General features: G+C 73.2%; 21 protein-coding genes. 7 read left to right on the top strand and 14 right to left on the bottom strand.

The genetic code is table 11. The features are described from left to right. Nucleotides 1-173: 173 nt before the first annotated feature. Nucleotides 174-653, bottom strand: a complete 480-nt coding sequence (locus tag ACTVAJ_RS04675; protein WP_470386793.1) for a DUF6653 family protein — start codon at nucleotides 651-653, stop codon at nucleotides 174-176. 505 nt (nucleotides 654-1,158) lie between these two features. Between ACTVAJ_RS04675 and ACTVAJ_RS04670 the strand changes: the two genes are divergently transcribed. After that, a complete protein-coding gene (locus ACTVAJ_RS04670; RefSeq protein WP_470386792.1) occupies nucleotides 1,159-1,911 on the top strand; it encodes a CPBP family intramembrane glutamic endopeptidase in 753 nt (250 codons plus the stop codon). Nucleotides 1,912-2,068: 157 nt separating this feature from the next. On the opposite strand, the gene ACTVAJ_RS04665 is transcribed toward ACTVAJ_RS04670, so the two are convergent. Further along, entirely contained in the window at nucleotides 2,069-3,397 is a 1,329-nt protein-coding gene (locus ACTVAJ_RS04665) for a threonine synthase (RefSeq protein WP_470386791.1), read from the bottom strand. Nucleotides 3,398-3,750: 353 nt separating this feature from the next. Then, the gene (locus tag ACTVAJ_RS04660) at nucleotides 3,751-4,317 is read right to left on the bottom strand and encodes a hypothetical protein (RefSeq protein ID WP_470386790.1); all 567 of its coding nucleotides are present in this window, start codon (nucleotides 4,315-4,317) and stop codon (nucleotides 3,751-3,753) included. Nucleotides 4,318-4,512: 195 nt separating this feature from the next. Here ACTVAJ_RS04660 and ACTVAJ_RS04655 point away from each other — a divergent pair, with 195 nt between their 5' ends. Together ACTVAJ_RS04655 and ACTVAJ_RS04650 are read left to right on the top strand one after the other, a co-directional pair. Next, nucleotides 4,513-5,670 carry a hypothetical protein gene (locus ACTVAJ_RS04655; RefSeq protein ID WP_470386789.1) on the top strand — a complete coding sequence of 386 codons (1,158 nt, stop codon included), beginning with the start codon at nucleotides 4,513-4,515 and terminating at the stop codon, nucleotides 5,668-5,670. A 172-nt stretch (nucleotides 5,671-5,842) separates the two neighbouring features. Then, nucleotides 5,843-6,109, top strand: coding sequence for a hypothetical protein (locus ACTVAJ_RS04650; protein WP_470386788.1), 267 nt, complete (start codon nucleotides 5,843-5,845; stop codon nucleotides 6,107-6,109). Between the two features lie 90 nt (nucleotides 6,110-6,199). On the opposite strand, the gene ACTVAJ_RS04645 is transcribed toward ACTVAJ_RS04650, so the two are convergent. The 3 genes from ACTVAJ_RS04645 to ACTVAJ_RS04635 form a co-directional block, all read right to left on the bottom strand. After that, nucleotides 6,200-6,586 (bottom strand): VOC family protein, encoded by a 387-nt coding sequence (locus tag ACTVAJ_RS04645; RefSeq protein WP_470386787.1) that lies wholly within the window; start codon nucleotides 6,584-6,586, stop codon nucleotides 6,200-6,202. An 87-nt stretch (nucleotides 6,587-6,673) separates the two neighbouring features. Continuing rightward, complete coding sequence (locus ACTVAJ_RS04640) at nucleotides 6,674-7,279, bottom strand: Uma2 family endonuclease (RefSeq protein WP_470386786.1); 606 nt, start codon at nucleotides 7,277-7,279, stop codon at nucleotides 6,674-6,676. Between the two features lie 199 nt (nucleotides 7,280-7,478). Next, a complete protein-coding gene (locus ACTVAJ_RS04635) occupies nucleotides 7,479-7,955 on the bottom strand; it encodes a peroxiredoxin (protein ID WP_470386785.1) in 477 nt (158 codons plus the stop codon). Nucleotides 7,956-8,117: 162 nt separating this feature from the next. Here ACTVAJ_RS04635 and ACTVAJ_RS04630 point away from each other — a divergent pair, with 162 nt between their 5' ends. After that, nucleotides 8,118-8,927, top strand: a complete 810-nt coding sequence (locus ACTVAJ_RS04630; protein ID WP_470386784.1) for an NAD(P)H-binding protein — start codon at nucleotides 8,118-8,120, stop codon at nucleotides 8,925-8,927. Nucleotides 8,928-8,978: 51 nt separating this feature from the next. On the opposite strand, the gene ACTVAJ_RS04625 is transcribed toward ACTVAJ_RS04630, so the two are convergent. Then, nucleotides 8,979-9,740, bottom strand: a complete 762-nt coding sequence (locus ACTVAJ_RS04625; RefSeq protein WP_470386783.1) for a MerR family transcriptional regulator — start codon at nucleotides 9,738-9,740, stop codon at nucleotides 8,979-8,981. 138 nt (nucleotides 9,741-9,878) lie between these two features. On the opposite strand from ACTVAJ_RS04625, the gene ACTVAJ_RS04620 reads away from it, so the two are divergent. Continuing rightward, nucleotides 9,879-10,688, top strand: a complete 810-nt coding sequence (locus ACTVAJ_RS04620) for a thioesterase family protein (RefSeq protein WP_470386782.1) — start codon at nucleotides 9,879-9,881, stop codon at nucleotides 10,686-10,688. 28 nt (nucleotides 10,689-10,716) lie between these two features. Here ACTVAJ_RS04620 and ACTVAJ_RS04615 read toward each other — a convergent pair whose 3' ends face one another. The 4 genes from ACTVAJ_RS04615 to ACTVAJ_RS04600 form a co-directional block, all read right to left on the bottom strand. Next, nucleotides 10,717-11,463, bottom strand: a complete 747-nt coding sequence (locus tag ACTVAJ_RS04615) for an SDR family oxidoreductase (RefSeq protein ID WP_470386781.1) — start codon at nucleotides 11,461-11,463, stop codon at nucleotides 10,717-10,719. Between the two features lie 93 nt (nucleotides 11,464-11,556). Next, nucleotides 11,557-12,402, bottom strand: a complete 846-nt coding sequence (locus tag ACTVAJ_RS04610) for a metal ABC transporter permease (RefSeq protein ID WP_470386961.1) — start codon at nucleotides 12,400-12,402, stop codon at nucleotides 11,557-11,559. Between the two features lie 20 nt (nucleotides 12,403-12,422). Further along, a complete protein-coding gene (locus tag ACTVAJ_RS04605; protein ID WP_470386780.1) occupies nucleotides 12,423-13,169 on the bottom strand; it encodes a metal ABC transporter ATP-binding protein in 747 nt (248 codons plus the stop codon). 8 nt (nucleotides 13,170-13,177) lie between these two features. Then, nucleotides 13,178-14,122 (bottom strand): metal ABC transporter substrate-binding protein, encoded by a 945-nt coding sequence (locus tag ACTVAJ_RS04600; protein WP_470386779.1) that lies wholly within the window; start codon nucleotides 14,120-14,122, stop codon nucleotides 13,178-13,180. 151 nt (nucleotides 14,123-14,273) lie between these two features. Here ACTVAJ_RS04600 and ACTVAJ_RS04595 point away from each other — a divergent pair, with 151 nt between their 5' ends. Continuing rightward, complete coding sequence (locus tag ACTVAJ_RS04595) at nucleotides 14,274-15,242, top strand: exonuclease domain-containing protein (RefSeq protein ID WP_470386778.1); 969 nt, start codon at nucleotides 14,274-14,276, stop codon at nucleotides 15,240-15,242. Nucleotides 15,243-15,266: 24 nt separating this feature from the next. Here ACTVAJ_RS04595 and ACTVAJ_RS04590 read toward each other — a convergent pair whose 3' ends face one another. Beyond that, a complete protein-coding gene (locus ACTVAJ_RS04590) occupies nucleotides 15,267-15,923 on the bottom strand; it encodes a TetR/AcrR family transcriptional regulator (RefSeq protein WP_470386777.1) in 657 nt (218 codons plus the stop codon). Between the two features lie 111 nt (nucleotides 15,924-16,034). Here ACTVAJ_RS04590 and ACTVAJ_RS04585 point away from each other — a divergent pair, with 111 nt between their 5' ends. Then, nucleotides 16,035-16,982 (top strand): NAD-dependent epimerase/dehydratase family protein, encoded by a 948-nt coding sequence (locus tag ACTVAJ_RS04585; RefSeq protein WP_470386776.1) that lies wholly within the window; start codon nucleotides 16,035-16,037, stop codon nucleotides 16,980-16,982. Here the strand turns inward: ACTVAJ_RS04585 and ACTVAJ_RS04580 are convergent. After that, nucleotides 16,967-17,611 carry a response regulator transcription factor gene (locus ACTVAJ_RS04580; RefSeq protein ID WP_470386775.1) on the bottom strand — a complete coding sequence of 215 codons (645 nt, stop codon included), beginning with the start codon at nucleotides 17,609-17,611 and terminating at the stop codon, nucleotides 16,967-16,969. The two genes, ACTVAJ_RS04585 and ACTVAJ_RS04580, sit on opposite strands and share 16 nt — an antisense overlap. Nucleotides 17,612-17,648: 37 nt before the next feature. Next, on the bottom strand, nucleotides 17,649-18,866 hold the full coding sequence (locus ACTVAJ_RS04575) for a sensor histidine kinase (RefSeq protein WP_470386774.1): 1,218 nt from the start codon (nucleotides 18,864-18,866) through the stop codon (nucleotides 17,649-17,651). Between the last annotated feature and the right edge of the window lie 25 nt (nucleotides 18,867-18,891).

The raw sequence follows: 18,891 nt of genomic DNA, 5'->3' as shown, positions 1-18,891 counted from the left end.
CTCGGTCGTGGGTTGGACGCGCGGGCGGGGTGGTCGGTTCCGTCGGTCGCCACGGAGACCGGTCGGGGTTCGCTGGGGCCGTGGCCCCGCCACGGGTGGGGCTCTCGAATCCGCAGCGGGTTCGGGCCGGCCCCTCCGGTCACTCGGCGCCCGGACGGGGAAGGCGCCGGTGGTCAGGCGCCTTCGTCGTCCCGGTCGTGCTGGTGCTGTTCGAACAGCAGACCGTAGCGGTCGATCCGCCACAGCTGGGCGAGCAGGAAGGTGACGGTGCCCAGGACGACCGGCCACGGGTCCAGGACGACCAGCCCCCAGCCGATGAGGGCGAAGCCGACCAGCCCGGTGGCGATGAGCCAGCGCAGGACGGTGCGGTGGGTGGCCGGGGTGCGGCCCCGGACGTGCAGCTGTTCGCCGTAGATGCCCCGCGCGGCCCAGCTGGTCGGTTCCACCGGGCGGAAGACGCGGACGTTGAGCAGCAGCCACGCGATGACTGCGGCGACCGCGACCAGGCACCACCAGCCGATCCACTCCCGGCTCCACACGGCCAGCTCGAAAGCGGGCACGGCCGCGAAGCGGGTCCACACGCTCCACGGGTTGGCGTGCCGCCGCCAAGCCTCGTCGGTCATGCCGTGAGCGCTCTCGATGACGTTCTTCATGGGGGCTCCCTTCGATGGTGAAACTATAAAAACACATAAGATTTTTGTTTTCAACGAACCCTGGTAGACGGCACGAGCCGTCCGCCCCGCCGTCGGCCTTTCGGTCCGGAGCCGCTCGGTGCCGGTGGGGGGGACGCGTGGCCGCGGCGGGTTCGGGCGGACCGTCCAGACCCGCGCCCCCGAGGGCCGCGCACCCGGGCTCGTGGAAGGTCGTCGCGGATGTCGGCCGTCACCGGCTCTCGCCCGGGTCGGCCGCCGGCCACCGTCCCCGTCGCACGGCGGCGCCTTCCGGGGCGCCCCGAGAGGCGCCGCGGGGTGGTCCAGATCCCTCATCCGGGCCGGGTGCCTCACCTCGCTCCAGGATGATCCGGTGATGTTCGTCCACGCCCGGGGGATCCGCGGCCTGTCCGGTCGCGTTCGACCGTGCGGACCTCGGCGGCCCCCGCGGTGAGAACGGAGGCGCGAGCGTCGACGCGGCCGGAGCGGCCCGGCTAGCATCGGACACGTGTTCCGCCGCGAGCCCCCGTTCACCCTTCCCCCACTCGCTCTCGCAGCAGGACTGACCCTCCTGTGGCACGCCGTGCTCTTCACGGCCGCCGAACTCGTCCCCTCCCAGGAAGCCCCCCATCTGGGTGCCACGGTGATCACCCTCTGCACCCTGCCGGTGCCGGTGATCGCTGCACTTGCCGTGGGCGGATGGCGCCACACGGGTTTCGCGCCGATCCGCACGGGCGTCGCCGGTTTCGGGGTGACGGTGCCCCTGTTCCTGGTCAGTGCCGTCTACGTCGTGCCGGGTATCGAAGGCGACGGTCGGACGCTGCTACGTCTGGCGGTGTTCTGCGTGGTCGTCGCGGTCACTGAGGAGAGCTTGTCCCGAGGCGTCGTCCAGCGTGTGCTGACCCCGATGGGACGGCTGCCCACAGCGGTCTGGGTGGGCGTACTCTTCGGACTGGGCCACGCGCTGTCGGGCGCCTGGTTCGGCCGGGACCCCGCAGACACGCTGTTCCAGGTGGTGAGTACCGCGGCGTTCGGGTTCGGCTACTCGGCCGTCCGGTTCCACCTGACCACGATCTGGCCGTTGGCGGCCGCGCACGCGCTCTACAACTTCGCGCAGTACGCCAGCCCCGGAGCCGCTCCCTGGCCCGTGCAGTTGGGTGTGGCCGCCGGTTTCCTCTGCTACGGGCTGTGGCTCGTGCGCCGCCTCGATCGCCGATCGAGCCCTGAGGGGGAGGCGCCCGCTCCCGCCGGGTCTCCGTGACGGCGCACCGCGCCGGTCCTCCACCCGGGGAGGAGCCGGACGTGCGGGCCCGGCGGTGGTGCCGAAGGCCGCGGGCCCATGAGAAGGAGGCGGCTCCGACCAAGACGAGGTTCCAGCCGCCGAGGCGCCGATGGTCCCCGTACCCGTGACGACGGCGTCACACGCGCGCCCGCCCCCCTCCGGTCGGTTCCGCGGGGACCGGGCCCGGTACCGGGTCGCCCCGCCACGTCACCGGACCCCGGGGCCAGTCCCCGGGGACGACGCGGCACCGTTCGGGGGTGCGCCATCCGGTGCGGTCGCCGCCGGTGAGGTTGACCAGGACCGCGTCGTCCTCGGCGACGACCCCCTCGCGGCGCATGCGCAGCGCACCCGCCAGGGCGGCGGCGCTGGCGTGGCACACGCGCAGGCCCTCGGTCTCCTCCAGCAGGTCGCGGGCCGCGCGGATCTCGTCCTCGCCCACCGAGGTGATCCGGCCGCCGCTGTCGAGGCAGACCTGGCGGACGTAGGGGTAGGTCTGGGTGGGGTCCCCGCAGAGGATGGCCTCGGCCGACCCCCGGGGGTCGCGTACGACGTGCCGTGGGGCGATGGCCCGCGCTCCCTCCCCGAAGGCGTGGGCCATCGGCGCGCATCCGGCCTGCTGTACCGCCGTGAACCTCGGCAGACGCGAGAGCCGCCCCAGGAACCGGTACTCCAGGGCGCCCTTGTAGGCGGCCAGGAGGCCCATGCCGCTGCTGACGGCCTGGAACACGTGGTCGGGTTCCTCGTCCATCTGGTCGAACGCCTCCAGGTAGGCCAGTTTCAGGCCCTCGCGGCGGGCGACGTTGAAGAAACCTCCCTCGGCGAAGGCGCCCGTGTGGTCGGCGAAGCGCCGCGCGGCGCGCCCGGCCGTGACGAAGTCGCCCTCGACGAGGTAGGTGGAGACCGCAGGGTGGTCGGGGTAGTTGAGACGGTGGTGGAAGCGCCGACCGCAGAACAGCGCGAGTTCGATGCCCTCCAGGAACTGCACCCCGTGCGCGTAGGCCGTGGAGCTGTTGCCCGTGGAGGCCGTGACGAACCGGCGTACGCCGAGTTCGGTGAGCCTGGACAGGCTGACGGAGGCGATACGGTCCTTGGTGCTGCGGGTGGGGTTGTCGCTTTCGTTCTTCAGGGTGAGGCGGGACATTCCCACCCGCGCGCCGAGGTTCTTCGCGGTGAAACAGGGGGTGTTTCCCTCGCCCATCCAGTGGAGGGCGTTCCTGTCGCGGACGGGAAGCAGGTCGAAATACCTTCGGAGTGGATTTCTCTCGATTTTCCGTGATTCGCCGTCCAGGGAAACGGACGCCAGGTCGTGGAAGGCGTCGACCGCCCCGCCGCACGCGGAGCAGCGGTGGTCCGCCTCACGGCCGGGCGGCTGTTCGCACAGCACACACGCCAGGGTGAAACCGCCCTCCGGTGACTCCGCGGACGTACGTGTCATCAATGCCTCGTAGCGCAGGGGCAGGCTCATGGATTCCTTCCCGTCGGGTGGAGAGGTGCCGCGTGCATGCGCCGGGCGGACGCGCACGGCCGACAGCCCGCATTGCTTTTTCCCGTCCGGCCTCCGCGGGAACCCCGCCTCCGGGAAATTTTCTTTCCGGGCTCGCCGGAGTTCGGGAAATCGAGAGGGAAACGGCGTGTCAGATATGCGGAATGGTTTTCCCGCTATCGGGGAATGGTCCGGTTTCGGCGGTTCGCGGAGGGTGTGGCCGCGCCGGGCCCCGGGGCGCGGGTGGACGAGGACGGCCCCCGAGCTGTGCCGGGAGACGCTGAGGAGCGAAGGCGCCGGACTCGCGGACTCCTGCCGACGCGAGGTCCACGCGGCTAGCGCGGGTCGCGCCGTCGGGCCAGGGCGACCAGTTCGTCGACGGAGGCCACCCGGGCGCACTCGTCCTCGGTGAGCCGGTTGACCAGGGCGCGCAGCCGCTGGGCCCGGTCGGTGGTGGGCAGCTCCCCCGCGTACACGTCGGGGAGCCACAGCTCGAATCCGCACACCGCGCGCACCGAGTGGCGGTGCGGGGCGCTGCTGACCGCCCGGGCCACGCGGACGGCGTGCTCGTTGCCGGGCGCGACCCCGCTCCGGTCCGGCTCCTGGGCGGCGTAGCGGAAACCGTCGGCCAGGTCGCAGGGACCGCAGCCGCGCTGGCCCGATCCGAGGGGGCGGGCGCATTCGGGGCAGGTCTGGCGGTCCAGGGCGGCGTCGACCACGCGCCAGGGGAACCGCTGCGGCTCCTCGGTCACCATGCGGGCCAGGTCGTACTCCTCGGGGGTGCCCTGCCGCACCTGCCACTCCTGGCACAGCTGTGACCACGCGGTCTCGACCTCGTCCGTGATCGCGGCCATGGTGCGGGCCAGGTCCTCGTTGCGCCAGTGGTGCCGGTCGGTGCCCATACCCCGCACGGTAGCCACCGGCCGGGGCGGGGGCCACGGGTTTTTTACCGTGGAGCGGCCGTGTTCACCCCACCGCGGCGGGCGGCTCCCTCCGCCGGGGGACCCGGACTGCCTCCGTGGAGGGAGGTGCCGACGGCTCCGCGGGCCAAGACTGGTCCCGGTCCCGGTCGCAGGGGCCGGGAGAGGAGCCGTGTGATGAGTCAGAGTCCCGCCGTACGGGACGACCACGTCGCCCCAGGGCACGCCGGACCCGAGGGCGGGCCTCCGGATTCTGAGGGGGCCGTCGATCGGGTGCGCCCTGTGTGGGTCCGGGCCGCCGCGTGGGCCGCTGCCGTCTGGTCCCTGGTCTACGGGCTGCTCGGGCTGTCTTGGGGGTCGGGGGCGGGTGGGTTCCCCTTCGGTGAGGGCGACCCCGAGCCGGTGCTGTCCTGGTTCGGATCCGCCACCGCCGAGGTGGGCGGTCCCGTCATCGCGGTGCTGGGCGCCGCGGGGTGTGCGGTGGCCGTCGCGCTGGCGGCGGGGGTGCGTCGGGCGCCGTTCGGTCCCGGGCTGGTGGCCGTCGGCGTCGTGTTCGCCGCGGTGCTGCTCCTGGTCGTCCCCGACTACCGGGTGCTGATGGCCGTGGCCTACTCACCGGTGCTGGTCGTGGGGTGGTCGCTGGGGCTGATCTCGACGGACTCGGTGGCCTCGGTGTTCGCCTGGCCCGTCCTCAACCAGGTGTGGTGCATGGTCGGCGGTTTCCTGTGGCTGCTCGCCGCCCTGGCCCACGGCCGCCGCGGGGCGGGGGCGTGCGACGACTGCGGGCGCACCGGGACCGAGCCGTCCTGGACCACGCCCGAGTCGGCGGCCCGCTGGGGGCGGCGGGCCGTCCTGGTGTCGGTGGCCATGCCGGTCACCTACTGCCTGACCCGGTGGGCGTGGGCTCTGGGCCTGGCCCTGGGCGCGTCGGAGGAGATGGTCGCCCAGATGCCGCTGTCGGTGCGGTTGGCCGCCGCGATGCTGGCGACGATGGGCCTGGGCGGTGCCGTGCTGACCTTCGGATTGGTCCGGCCCTGGGGTGAGGTGTTCCCCCGGTGGATGGTGGGTTTGGCCGGGCGGCGGGTGCCGGTGTGGCTGGCGGTGGTTCCGGCGTCGGTGGTCGCGGTGCTGTTCGTCAACGCCGGGCTGATGTACCTCCGGATCTTCCTGCCCCGGATGATCGAGGACGCGAGCGAGTGGGGCACGGCGGGTCCGGAGTTCCTGTTCCCCCTGTGGGGTGTGGCGTTGGGCGCGGCGACGGTCGCCTACCGCCTGCGCAGGCGGGAGCGGTGCCGGGTGTGCGGTCGCGGCGGCCGGGGCGCGGCGGCCGGGTGAGGAGCGTCGTCGCCCCTGGTCCGGGGCGGGATCCCAGCGGGCCTTCTCCGCGCTCTCCGAGGGCGGAGGAGGCCGGTAGCGGGCCGTGTCCGCTTGCGGACACGCGGAACCCTGGTTCGCGGCGGCCCCCTGTGGTGTCCTTGCCGTCGGACCAGACGCTGAGGGGTGATGGATGGCCCGGCGATTCCGTACCAAGGACGGGAAGAAGGCAGGGGTCGGTGACCAGGTGTGGAGCCAGAACCACTGGCCCTGGGTGATCATCGGTGTCCAGGAGGGGGTCGGCACCACATGGGTGCTCATGGAGCACACCGTGGTCGGCCACGACACCCTCGACATGGCGGTCGAGGACTTCGGGGAGTACATCCACAGGTCCCATCCGCCCAAGGAGGGGTGCCACAGGGCGGGCTGCCAGTACCGCCCGTGGGGTGCCCGCTCCTGAGCCGGGGCGCCGATCGCCGTCACCCACCCCGGATTCACGCCTCGTCCGGTGGTCGGCGGCGGCCGACCACCGGACGGTTCCCGTGTCCTGTCAGACCAGGGTGGAGATGCAGAACGGGTGCCCAGCCGGGTCCGACAGGACCCTCCAGCGGTCGGGGTCCGGCTGGGTCACGGGTACGTCGGCGCCCAGGGACACCAGGTGGGCCTGGGCGGTGTCCAGGTCGTCGACGCCCAGTTCGATGTGGGCCTGCTTGCCCTGCCCGGAGTCCGGCCACGTCGGGCGCCGATAGTCGTCCACACGGGTGAACCCCAGTCCGGCACCGCCCTCCTGTCCGAGCAGGACGAAGTGCGGGCTGGAGAACACGACCGGCAGTCCCAGGGCCCGCTCGTAGAAACGGGCGAGTTCGGCCGGGTCCGAGCAGTCGAACGTGACGGCGGCGTAGCGGATGTTCGGTGCGGAGGGTGCTGGTGTGTGCATGGGCGCAACGCTAGACGGCGTGTAGGTCGGGTTCTGTCCTCAAGTTGTCCGTGTGGACGCGCACGGCCGCGGGCGGGGCCTTCGGCGTCAGCGGGCGAACCGCTTGAGCGCGTCGGTGTCCAGGGTGATCCCGAGGCCGGGGAGCTGCACGGCCTCACCGTAAGGGTGCGTGCTGCGGTCCAGATACTGACCGTGGTGGGGGCGACTGTGCACCACGACGGCGTTGGCGTCACGGTCCACCAACAGGTAGACGCCGATGCCGGTCTGGGCGTAGGCGGCGGGCTTCTCGACCCGGTCGCGTGCGTGGGTGTCGGCGTCCCACGAGGTGACCTCGACGACGGCGAGGACCCCGTCGGGGTCGGCCCACTCACCTGCCTGGTCGAAATGGCCGACCGGGGCGAGGACCCCGTCCGGACGTGCGCGCCCGTTGCGGTAGGTGTCGACTTGGAGTCCCTGGCTGGTGATGTTGAGGTCCAGGTCAGGACGGTGGGCCATGAACTGGCGCAGCAGCCACATGAGGATCGACCCGTGTGCTCCGTCGGTCACCTTGTGGGCCCAGACCTTTCCGTTCAGGTATTCGAGAATGGTCCTTTCGTCGTCCTCGTAGGCGATCGCGGCGAGCTGTTCGAACAGCTCCAGGCTCATCGGAAGCGACGGGGTTTCGGGCGGTGGGTGGTGTTCGGCAACGGTCATGGGCTCCCCCGGAGGGCGTTGCTGCTGGCGTCCTGGACAGCCTGCCACGTCCCGACGACGATCCGTGGGCGTTCGACGGATCGGGTGGTCTTCCGGGGCGGAGTCGGGCATGGGCGCGTTCCTCGGCTGTCTGGGCGGCTCTGACCCAAGGGTAGGTCCCGCCTCCGTCCTGAGCCGGGACCCGACCGGCGCGACGGCGTCAGTCGCCCTGCTCGACCTGCAACCCCCGGACCACCTCCAGCGCCTCCTCGACGTGCTTGTCGACGCCCATCATCGAGTTGAAGACGTGGCGGACCGTGCCCTGGCGGTCGATCACGTAGGTGACCCGGCCGGGGAGCAGGCCGAGCACGTTCGGCACGCCGTAGATCTTGCGGACTCTGCCGCCCTTGTCACTGACCAGGGTGAACGGCAGCCGGTGTCGGTCGGCGAAGGCGGCGTGCCGCTTCGCGGAGTCGGAGCTGACGCCGATCACCTCGGCTCCGGCGTCGGTGAACACCTCGTGGCTGTCGCGGAAGGCGCACGCCTCGGCGGTGCACCCGGGGGTGTCGTCCTTGGGGTAGAAGTACAGGACCACCGTCCGCTCGCCGAGCCGGTCGTGGAGCCGCACCGGGTCCCCGGACTGCGACGGGAGGGTGAAGTCGGGTGCCGTGTCGCCGACCTGGATACCTTGTGCCATGGTGTGCGTCTCCTCCGCTCGGTCGCCGGTGCGGGGGTCCCCGCTCCGCTCCCCAAGGGTGTACCCCCGCTCCGGTCCGCCGCACCCCGAGTCCCGTCGCGACGGCCCGTGCCCGGCGGCGTGCCGCCGGGGACTGTCACGGTTCGGTGATGGGGTGTCGGTATGGATGAGAAACCGATTCTGGTGTTGGGGGCCACGGGTTCCACGGGCCGACGGGTGGCCGCTCTGCTGGGTGAGCGCGGGTGTCCGGTGCGGGCGGCGTCGCGGCGCGGGCGGGTCCGGTTCGACTGGGCCGACCCCTCCACGTGGGAGGGCGCGGTCGACGGAGCCGACGCGATGTATCTGATGGCCCCGGACGGGGTACCGGTCGCGCCCGGGTTCGTGGACCTGGCCGTGCGTCGGGGCGTGCGGCGGATCGTTCTGCTGTCGAGCGGGGCGATCGAGGAGATGGGCGACGAGCGCCTGCTCGACGCGGAGCGGACGGTCAGGGGGTGCGGAGCCGGGTGGACGGTGCTGCGGTGCGACTGGTTCGACCAGAACTTCGACGAGGGCTTCCTCGTGGAGGCGGTCCGTTCCGGGGAGATCGTTCTTCCGGTGGGCGGGGTGAGACAGGCGTTCGTGGACGCCGACGACATCGCGGCGGTGGCGGTGGCCGCGCTGACCGAGGACGGGCACGGGGGGAGGGTGTACCGGGTGACCGGGCCCGAGGCGCTGTCGTTCGGCGAGGTCGCCGAGGTGGTCGGCCGCGTGGCGGGCTACCCGGTGCGGTACGAGCCCGACCCCGAGGCGTTCGTCCGGGTCCAGGTCGCGTCGGGTCTGCCCCGGGAGGCCGCTGAGGGAGCGGTGGCGGCGTTCGCCGCGCTGGTCGCGATGGGTGACACCGTCCCCAGCGACGACGTGTTCCGGGTGACCGGCCGCGCGCCCCGGCCCTTCGCGGAGTTCGCCGCCCGGGCCGCGCCCGCCTGGGCGTGACCTCTCCCCCGGGCCGCGGGCCGTCCACCGCCCGGGGGAGGAGGTCAGGCCTCATGCCTCCAGGCGGTCGGCGTTGGCGGCGAAGGCGTCGCGCAGGTAGGCCGAGAGCCCTTCGGCGTGGGCGTCGACGGCGGTGGTGAAGCGCGCGTCGTCCACGTACAGCTGCCCCAGGCCCCGGTGGATCTGCGGGGTGCAGTCGTAGAACCAGCGGGTGATGTGGTCGCGGTGGCGTTCGGCCAGTTCCATGGCGGCGGCGCTGTCGGCGGGGACGCCCCCGGCCATGGCCCGGGTCAGGTCCCGGTGGATCTCCTCGGCCTCGGCGTTGTGCCGCTCCCAGTCCTGCTTGGTGTAGCGGCCGACGCTGCGCTGGAACCGGGTCCAGGCGTCGGTGCCGCCCCAGCGCCGCTCGGCCTCGGCGTTGTGGGCGTCCACGTCGAAGTCGCCGAAGAGTTCGAGGCGTTCCTCGGCGGTCAGGTCGAGTCCCATGCTGTCTGCCTCCATCAGGTGTTCCAGGGTCCGCGCCACGGTGCGCAGACGGTCGATGCGTTCGGTCACCAGCCGGTGTTGGCGGGCCAGGTGGGCGCGGGTGTCGACCGAGGGGTCGTCGAGCAGGGCCGCGATCTCGTCCAGACCGAAGCCGAGTTCCCGGTAGGTGAGGATCTGCCCCAGGCGTTCCAGGTCGGTCCCGCTGTAGCTGCGGTAGCCGGAGGGGGTGCGCTCTGCCGGGACGAGGAGGCCGATCCGGTCGTAGTGGTGCAGTGTGCGCACCGTCTGGCCGCTGATCCGGGCGACTTCGCCCACGGTGTGGCCCACGCGTTCCCCCGTCCGTCGTCACTGGTGGTGCCGTGGTCACGACGCTAGGGCCTGACGTCGCGTCAGGGTCAAGGCGACGGCGCGGGAAGGGGCGCCTCGGGTACCGACCCCTAACCTACCCGCCGGTAACATAACCTCATGAGCCTTGACCACACCGCCGCCGGCCACGAGTACGACCGGGACACCCGCGTCGACAAGACGGCCGACGGAACCTTCACCGCCACCGTCACCGACGGGTGGACCACCTTCACCACCCACCCCAACGGGGGCTACGTCCTCGGTACCGCCCTCAACGCGCTCGGCCAGACCCTCAGCCAGCCCGACCCCGTGGCCGTCTCCGCCTTCTTCCTGCGCCCCGCCGCGCCCGGCGAGGCCGTCGTGCGTACCGAGACCGTGCGCGAGGGCCGCCGCACCGCCACCGGCCAGGTGGTCCTGGAGCAGGGCGGCAAGGAGGTCGTGCGCGCCACCGCCACCTACGGCGACCTGTCCCCGAACGGGGGCCGGGAACTCCACCTGGAGGGCCCGCCGGACCTGCCGCCCCCCGACCGCTGCCACGTGCCCGCCGAGTTCGACCGCCCCGACGGCGTCACCATCGCCCACCGCCTCGACTACCGCTACCCGGAGCGTCCGGGCTGGCTGGACGGCCGCAAGGACGGCCGTCCGCACGACGAGTTCTGGCTGCGCTTCGCCGACGGCCGCGAGGCCGACACCCACAGCCTGCCGGCGATGGTCGACTTCGCCATCCCCGCCGTGCTCCAGATCGGCGAGTTCAGCACGATCACGGTCGAGCTGACCGCGCACGTGCGCGCCCGCCCCGCCCCCGGGTGGCTCGCCTGCCGGGTCTTCACCAAGCACGTCTCCGGCGGTTACCACGAGGAGGACATGGAGATCTGGGACAGCCGGGGCACCCTGGTCGCCCAGGCCCGCCAGCTGGCGATGCTGCTCTGATCCCCGCGCCCGGGTCCGTGCCGCTCCCCTACCGGGAGCCGCGCGGCCCCGGGCGGAGGGCGATCTCCCCGACCTGGGCGTCGCGCGGCAGGTCCAGCACGTCCGCGATCGTCGACGCCACGGTCTGGGGCCGGATGCACGCAGCGGGGTCGTAGCCGTGCCCGAACGCGGCCCTGGTCCGGCGCAGCAGGTCGGTGGCGGTGCCCGCCGGGTGGACGCTGGTCACCCGCACGCCGTGTTCGGCCTCCTCGGCGCGCAGGGCGTCGGCCAGCTCCCCCAGCCCGGCCTTGCTCGCGGTGTAGGCGGACCAGGAGGGGACGCCGTGCAGCCCCGGGGCGGCGTTGACGAACACGACGTGCCCGGAGCGGGCGCGCAGGGCGGGCAGGAGCACACGGGTGAGCTCCGCCGCCGAGACCAGGTTCACGGTCAGCGTCTCGTGCCACAGCGAGGGCGGTGACGAGGCCACGGGGGCCACCGGGGCGATGCCCGCGCAGTGCACGAGCGCGTCCAGGCCCGCGTACCCGCCCACCGCATCGGCGAGGTCCTCCGGCCGCCGCAGGTCGGCCACGACGGGCTCCGTGCCCGGGTGGTCCCGGGCCAGGTCCGCCAGGCGTGCGGGGTCACGCCCCAGCGCCAGCACCCTGCGCCCGCGTGCGGCCAGGGCGCCGACCACGGCCGAGCCGATTCCGCCGGTCGCACCGGTGACCACGACCCCGTCCCCCACCCCGCCGCGGTCGGATCGTCCGACCGGACCGGTTCCCATCGCCGCACTCATGCGGTGCATTCTCGCACCGCCCGATCCGCGCCACCCGTTCCGGCCGAACGTCCGAGGTGTCCCCCGCGCGTCCCCCCGCGCGGGGGACACGCCTCACGCGCGGGTCCGGGCGCGCGCCCGCAGCGCCCGGGCCCCCCGTCCGCGCCAGAGCACGCCCTGGTGCGGCGAGAACAGGTAGGCCAGGCCGAACGCGCAGGCCTGGGCCAGCACGATCGACCCGCCCGTGGACACGTTGACGTGGAAGCTGGCGTACACGCCGACGAAGGACGCGGCCACGGCCACCGACGCCGAGATCACCAGCATGCGCTCGAACCGGTCGGTGAGCAGGTAGGCGGTGGCGCCCGGGATGATGACCATGGCCACCACCAGGATGATCCCCACCGCCTGGAGGGCGACCACGACGGTGACCGACAGCAGCCCCAGCAGCAGTGTCTCCAGCAGGCGCGGGTTGATGCCGAGCGCGTGCGCGTGCACGGGGTCGAACGCGTACAGGGTCAGATCGCGGTGCTTGTACCAGACCACGGCCAGCACGACCGCGGCCAGGACCACGACCTGCCAGATGTCGGCGTCGGAGACCCCGAGGACGTTGCCGAACAGGATGTGGCTCAGGTCGGTCTGGCTCGGCACACGGGAGACGAGCACCAGCCCCAGGGCGAACATGGCGGTGAACACGACCCCGATGACCGCGTCCTCCTTCACCCGCGAGGTGCGGTTGACCACCCCGATCAGGGCCACCGATCCGCCCCCGAACACCAGTGCGCCCACGGCGAAGGGCGCCCCGAACAGGTAGGACAGGACCACACCGGGAAGGACGGCGTGGGAGACGGCGTCCCCCATGAGCGACCAGCCCACCAGGGTCATCCAGCACGAGAGCACGGCACACGCCACCCCCGCGACGACGCTGACCAGCAGGGCGCGCTGGACGAACTCGAACTGCATGGGTTCGGCGAACCACTGGATCAGGCCGTCCACGGGGCGGCTCCCTCCTTGGGGCGGACCCCGAAGGCCTCCATGAGGACCTCGGGGCGCAGGACCTCGTCCGGTGTCCCGTGGGAGAGCAGGCGGCGCTGGAGCAGCGCGGCCTCGTCGCACAGTTCGGGCACCTGGGACAGGTCGTGCGTGGACACGAGCAGGGTGGTCCCCTCCTGGCGCAGGGAACCCAGCAGTTCGACGATGGTGCCCTCGGAGCGCTTGTCCACCCCGGCGAAGGGTTCGTCGAGCAGCAGGACGTCGGCGCCCTGGGCGATGGCGCGGGCGACGAAGGCGCGTTTGCGCTGGCCTCCGGACAGGGCGCCGATCTGCCGGTCGGCCAGGTCGGTCAGGTCGACGCGGTCCAGGGCGTGGTCGACGGCCCGCCGGTCGGCGGCGCGGGGCCGGCGGCGCGCGCCCATGTGCCCGTAGCGGCCCATCATGACCACGTCGCGCACGCGCACGGGGAAGGCCCAGTCGACCTGTTCGGACTGGGGGACGTAGCCGACCAGTCCCTCCCTGCGGGCGGCGGCGTTGGTGCGGCCCAGGATCCGGACCTGGCCCCGGTCGGCGGTGACCAGGCCCAGGATGGTCTTGAACAGGGTGGACTTGCCCGAACCGTTGGTGCCGAGCAGGCCGCAGACCCGTCCCGGCTCCACGGTGAGGCTGACGTCCTCCAGGGCCAGGACGTCGCCGTAGCGGACGGTCGCCCCGGTGACCTCGATGGCGGGGATCATGGTTCTCCTCACCCGGCGCTCAGGCCCTCGACGATGGCCTCGGCGTCGTAGCGGATCAGGTCCAGGTAGGTGGGGACGGGGCCGCCCTCCTCCGACAGGGAGTCGACGTAGAGGACGGGGCCCATCGCGGCGCCGGTCTCGCGGGCGACCGAGCGCTGGGTGCTGTCGTTGACGGTGCTCTCGCAGAACAGGGAGGGAACGTCGTTGTCGCGGACGAACTCGGTCACGGCGGCGGTCTGCCGGGGGGTGGCCTCGCCCTCGGAGTTGACCGACCACAGGTACATCTCGGTCAGTCCGGCGTCGCGCGCCAGGTAGGGGAAGGCGCCCTCGCAGGTGACCAGGGCGCGGCTGGATGCGGGCACCTCGGCCAGTTCGGTCTCCAGGAAGGTGCCGACCTCGGAGATCTCGGCCTTGTACGCCTCGGCGGCGGCGTCGTAGTCCGCCTCGCCCTCGGGGTCGAGTCCGACGAGGGCGTCGCGGATGTTGTCGACGTAGACCCGGGCGTTGTCGGGGGACATCCAGGCGTGCGGGTTGGGTTCGCCCTCGTAGTCGCCGGAGGCGATGGGGATGGGGTCGATCCCGGCGCTGATCGTCGCGGTGGGGGCGTCGATGCGGTCGGTGAACTGCTGGAACCAGGCCTCCAGCCCCATGCCGTTCTCCAGGATGAGATCGGCGTCCTGCCCCCGCGCCAGGTCGTCGGGGGTGGGTTCGTAGACGTGGATGTCGACGCCGGGGCGGGTGATGGAGACGACCTCGACCCGGTCGGCGGCCACGTTGCGCGCCATGTCGGCGATGACCGTGAAGGTGGTCAGGACGAGGGGGCGCCCGTCTTCGTCGGTGTCACCGGCGGATGTGGCGCCGGCGGAGCAGGCGGTCAGGGTGAGGCCGACCGCGGCCGCGGCGAGCACGGTCGGCCACGGCCTTGAGGGCGGCTCATCTCTAAAGTTCGGCACGCCTAACTTTTTATCACAAGGCCGCCAAACTCAACTACGGGGGTGGGCCGCCCCGAGAGGGGCACGGGGATGCCGGTTCCGTCCCCACCGGCCCCGCCGGAGCGGTAACCTCCAACCGTTCGGACGGAGAGCGACGTGCGGGAGGTGCGCGGTGACCGACACCTGGACCGCGATCGACTTCGAGACCGCCAACCAGGACCGGGGCAGCGCCTGCGCGGTCGGCCTCGTGCGCGTGGTCGACGGTGAACCGGTGGAGCGTTACTCCACCCTCATCCGCCCGCCCGACGCCGTCCGCCACTTCTCCCACCACAACGTCGCCGTCCACGGCATCACCGCGGCCGACGTCGCCGACGCCCCGACCTGGGACGCCGTCTGGCGGCGGATCCTCGACTTCGCCGACGGCGGCGCCCTGGTCGCGCACAACGCCCCCTTCGACATGGGGGTGGTGCGCAGGGCGTGCGCCCACACCGGCCTCGGCCACCCCGCGATCGACTACGCCTGCACGCTCGCGCTGTCCCGGCGCCTGTGGCGCGCCCTGGCCGACCACCGTCTGCCCACCGTGTGCGCGCACATCGGCCACCGCGTCACCCACCACCACCGTGCCGACGCCGACGCCGAGGCCGCCGCCCGGATCATGATCGCGGCGATGACCGAACACGGCACCACGTCCCTGGCCGAGCTGTCCCGTGCCGCGCGCCTGCGCCTGGGGCGGTTGGACCCCGTCGCGGCACCGAGCGCCCCGCCCCCCTCTCCGGGGCCCGCCGCCTCCCCGCCGGTCCAGGACCGGTTCGACCAATGGCGGCGCGCCGCCGAGGCCCCCATGCCCGAGGCCGTGGCCGACGCCGACCCCTCCGGGCCGCTGTACGGGCGTACCGTGTGCGTGTCCGGTGACCTGGCCGCCATGGACAAGCCCGAGGCCTGGCGGCGCATCGCCGAGGCGGGCGGCCACCCCGCCAAGAACGTCACCCGAAGGACCGACGTGCTCGTCGTCGGCGCGCACGACGGCGCCGGCAAGACCTCCAAGCACGTCCGTGCCGAGACCTACCGCGAGCGGGGCCAGCGCATCGACATCATCACCGAGGCCGACCTGCTGGCCCGGCTCGGTATGGCCGGGGCCTGAGGGGAGGGCTCCCCCGGGAGGCCGTCACCGCGCCGACGCGTCGGCGGCCGGCTCCAGATCGGTCAGGTGCCGCAGGAGGGCGCCGGTCGCCCAGCGGCGCCAGCGGTCGACGCTCCAGCCGCACTGGACCGTGTACAGGGTGAACACCTCCGGGCTGAGCAGGGCCAGCGCGGTGTCGGCGGCCTCCTCCGCGGTCAGCCCCGGGCGCAGCGCCCCGCGTTCGGCGAGGCGTTCGGCGAAGGCGCGCTGTACCGTCCTGCGCTGCTCGACGTTGGTCCGCCACAGCGCGCGAAGGGCGTCGTCGGAGTCGGCCGCGCCCCGCAGGACCTCCGACAGCGGCGCCACCCGCGCCATGACCGACGCGGTCCCGGCCGCCTGGCGGCGGATCTGCTCGGCGGCGTCGGGGGCGGACAGCGCCTCCCCCGCCCAGGGCCGGTCCAGGGTGGCCACGGGTTCGGCGTCCCCGGCCACGGCCTGGTCCAGGGCCTGTTTCAGGATCTCCGCCTTGGTGCCGAAGGCGTTGTAGACGGTCTGGGCGGCCACGCCCGCCTCGCCGGCCACGCTCTGGATGCTGGTGGCCGTGTAGCCCCGCGTGGTGAACAGCCGGGTGGCGGCCTCGGCGACGCGGGCGCGGGTGGCGCGGGTCCGGGCGAGGCGCCCGTCGGTGCCGTGTGTGCTCATGGTCACCATCCTACGAGTTGACTGTAGTGGCACTCCACTTATCTTATTGGGGCATCACTACAGATACTTTCGGTGTCGCCGAGCCGTGGCACCGCGTCAGGAGGAACGGACGTGCGAGTCCTGGTACTGGGCGGCTACGGAGCGGTCGGATCGCTGGTCACCGAGCGGTTGCGCGCGAAGGGCCACACCTGCTGGAGCGCGGGTCGCGACCCGCGGCGGGCCGACCGCGTCGTGGATGCCCGCTCCCCGGAGGCGGGCGGCTTCCACAACGCGCTGGAGGACGTGGACGTGGTGGTCAACGCCTCCGGGGCCGAGGAACCGGCCCTGGTCGCCATCGCCGCGCAACGGGGCGCGGCCTTCGTCGACGCCACCGCCACCCACACCTACGTGGCGGCCGTGGAACGGCTGTCGCCGCGCGCCCCGGTCCTGCTCAACGTCGGACTCGCGCCGGGGCTGACCAACCTGCTCGCCGCCGACCTGCACACCCGTGCTCCGGGGGGCGGGCCGATCGACCTGGCCGTGGTCCTGGGCGCCGGCGAGGAGCACGGGGCGGCGGGCGCGGCGTGGGCGTTCGGGCTGCTGGGCCGATCCTTCCCCGACCCGGCCACCGGGACGCCGGTGCGCAACTACACGCGGCCGTCGGTGTTCGCCCTGCCCGGGCAGGGGCGACGGCGCCTGTACCGGGTCGACTTCAGTGACCAGCACGTCCTGACCCGGGACCTGGACCGACCGGTGCGCACCCACTTCGGGGTGGACTCGGCGCCCCTGACGGTCGCCCTGGCCGGGCTCACCCGGCTCCCCGGCGCCCGCCGCCTGCCCACCGGGCTGCACCTGCCCGGCTCCGACGCCTGGACGGTGCTCGCACGGGCCGGTGAGCACGTGCGCTGGGCGCGCGGACGGGGGCAGTCACGCGCCACCGCCGCCCTGACCGCCTGGGCCGCCACCGTCGTGGACGGTCTGCAGGCGGGGGTGCACCACCTGCACGGGGTGGCCGCGCTGGACGATCTGCCCGAGGACCTGCCGCTGACCCTGGGCGGCACGCCTCACGACCCCAGGTAGCGCAGCACCGCCAGCACACGGCGGCTGTAGCCGGCCGTGTGGGCCAGACCCAGTTTGTCGAAGATCGCGTTGACGTGCTTCTCCACCGCGCTGACCGACACGTGCAGGCGCTCGGCGATGGTGCCGTTGGCCAGGCCCTGGGCCATGTGCTCCAACACGTCGCGCTCACGCGGGGTGAGGGACGCCAGCGGGTCGGTGTGGGTGGTGCGCGACAGCAGGCGGCGCACCACCTCGGGGTCGAAGGCCGCGCCGCCCCCGCGCACCCGCTCCAGCGCGTCGAGGAACTCCCCGACCTCCGAGACCCGGTCCTTGAGCAGGTACCCGACCCCGCCTGAGGACCCGGCGAGAAGTTCGGCGGCATAGCGCTGCTCCACGTACTGCGACAGCACCAGCACCGCCACGCCGGGGTACTCGGCACGCACGCTCAGGGCGGCGCGCAGACCCTCGTCGGTGTGGGTCGGGGGCATGCGCACGTCCACCACCGCGGCGTCGGGCGCGTGTGCGGCGACCGCGCCGATCAGGGCGTCGGCGTCACCGACCGCGGCCACGACCTGGTGTCCCTCCTCCTCCAGGAGTCGCACCAGCCCCTCCCGCAGCAGGACCGAGTCGTCGGCGATCACCAGGCGCATGGGGGCTCCGTCTTCGTCGGGGGCGGTGTGGGCACGATTATCGGGCACGGGGGACGAAGGCGCGCACGACCGTGGGCCCGCCCTCGGGGCTGCGCACGGTCAGGGTGCCGTCGATCGCCCCCAGGCGGCGGGCGAGCCCGGTCAGGCCGCTCCCGTCCGGATCCGCACCGCCGCGGCCGTCGTCGGCCACGCTCAGCTCCACCCCCTCGCGGTCGGCGCGCACGGCGACGGCCACCTCGTGCGCGCGGGCGTGCTTGACGGCGTTGGTGATGGCCTCGCGCGCCACGAAGTACACCGCCGTGGCGACCACGGGCGACAGGGGTTCGGGCAGGTCGGAGTCGACCGTGACCGGCAGCGGCGCCCGGTCGGCGACCTCGGCCAGAGCGGTCTCCAGGCCGAGGGTGTCCAGGGCCGTGGGGTAGACCCGCCACGCCACCTCGCGCAGCTCGTCCAGCAGGACGCGGGCCTCCCCGTGGGCCTGGCGGACCAGGTGCGCGGTGCGTTCGGGGTCGCTGCCGCGCTGGGCGCGTCCCAGGAGCATCGCCAACCCCACCACCCGTTGCTGGACGCCGTCGTGCAGGTCGCGTTCGATCCGGCGCCGTTCCTCGTCGACCGCCTGGACGATCCCCGAGCGCGACCGGGCCAGCTCGTCGATGCGCCGGTGGAGCAGGTCCTCGGTACTGGGGCCCAGGATCCTGCGGGCCAGCAGCCGGTCCAACGCGGTGGCCGCGACCAGCCCGCCCCACAGCGCCAGGAACGTGACCAGCGTGAACGCGGCGCCCAGGATGGCGGTGGAGGTGGACAGGCTCACGCCGGGCATGGAGATCGCCACCTCCGACGCGGTACCGCTCACCACCTCCCACACCGTTCCGACACCGAACAGTGCCAGCAGTCCGCCCAGCACGAAGAGCAGGAGGGCCGACGCGCACGCCACCGGCAGCCGGGCGACCAGGTACACCACGCGTGGGGTGACCCCCGCGTCCGACTGGACGGTGAGCCCGCCCCACAGCGCCAGCCTGGCCACCTCCGCGTCGCCGAGCCGCACCGTCCACCCGGCCAGGGCGGGTGCCGTCCGCCTCCGGGCCCGGGGCCAGGCCAGGGCGGGCAGGGCGGCCAGCGCAACCGCCCCCATGGCCAGGGTCAGCAGGGCCGTCAGCAGACCCGCCACCACCGCGACGAACGACCGCGCTCCCCCCAGCAGGGGGTTCAGAGCGGTACGCAGGCGCGGCCAGGCGTCCCCCCGGGCTGTCTCCACGCGTTCTCCCGTCCCGTCCATCCCA

The sequence above is a fragment of the Nocardiopsis sp. KDC1DS13DA1 genome, from assembly GCF_055632325.1.
Note: the sequence above shows the minus strand (reverse complement) of the source record. Positions and strands in the feature narration are given on the sequence as shown.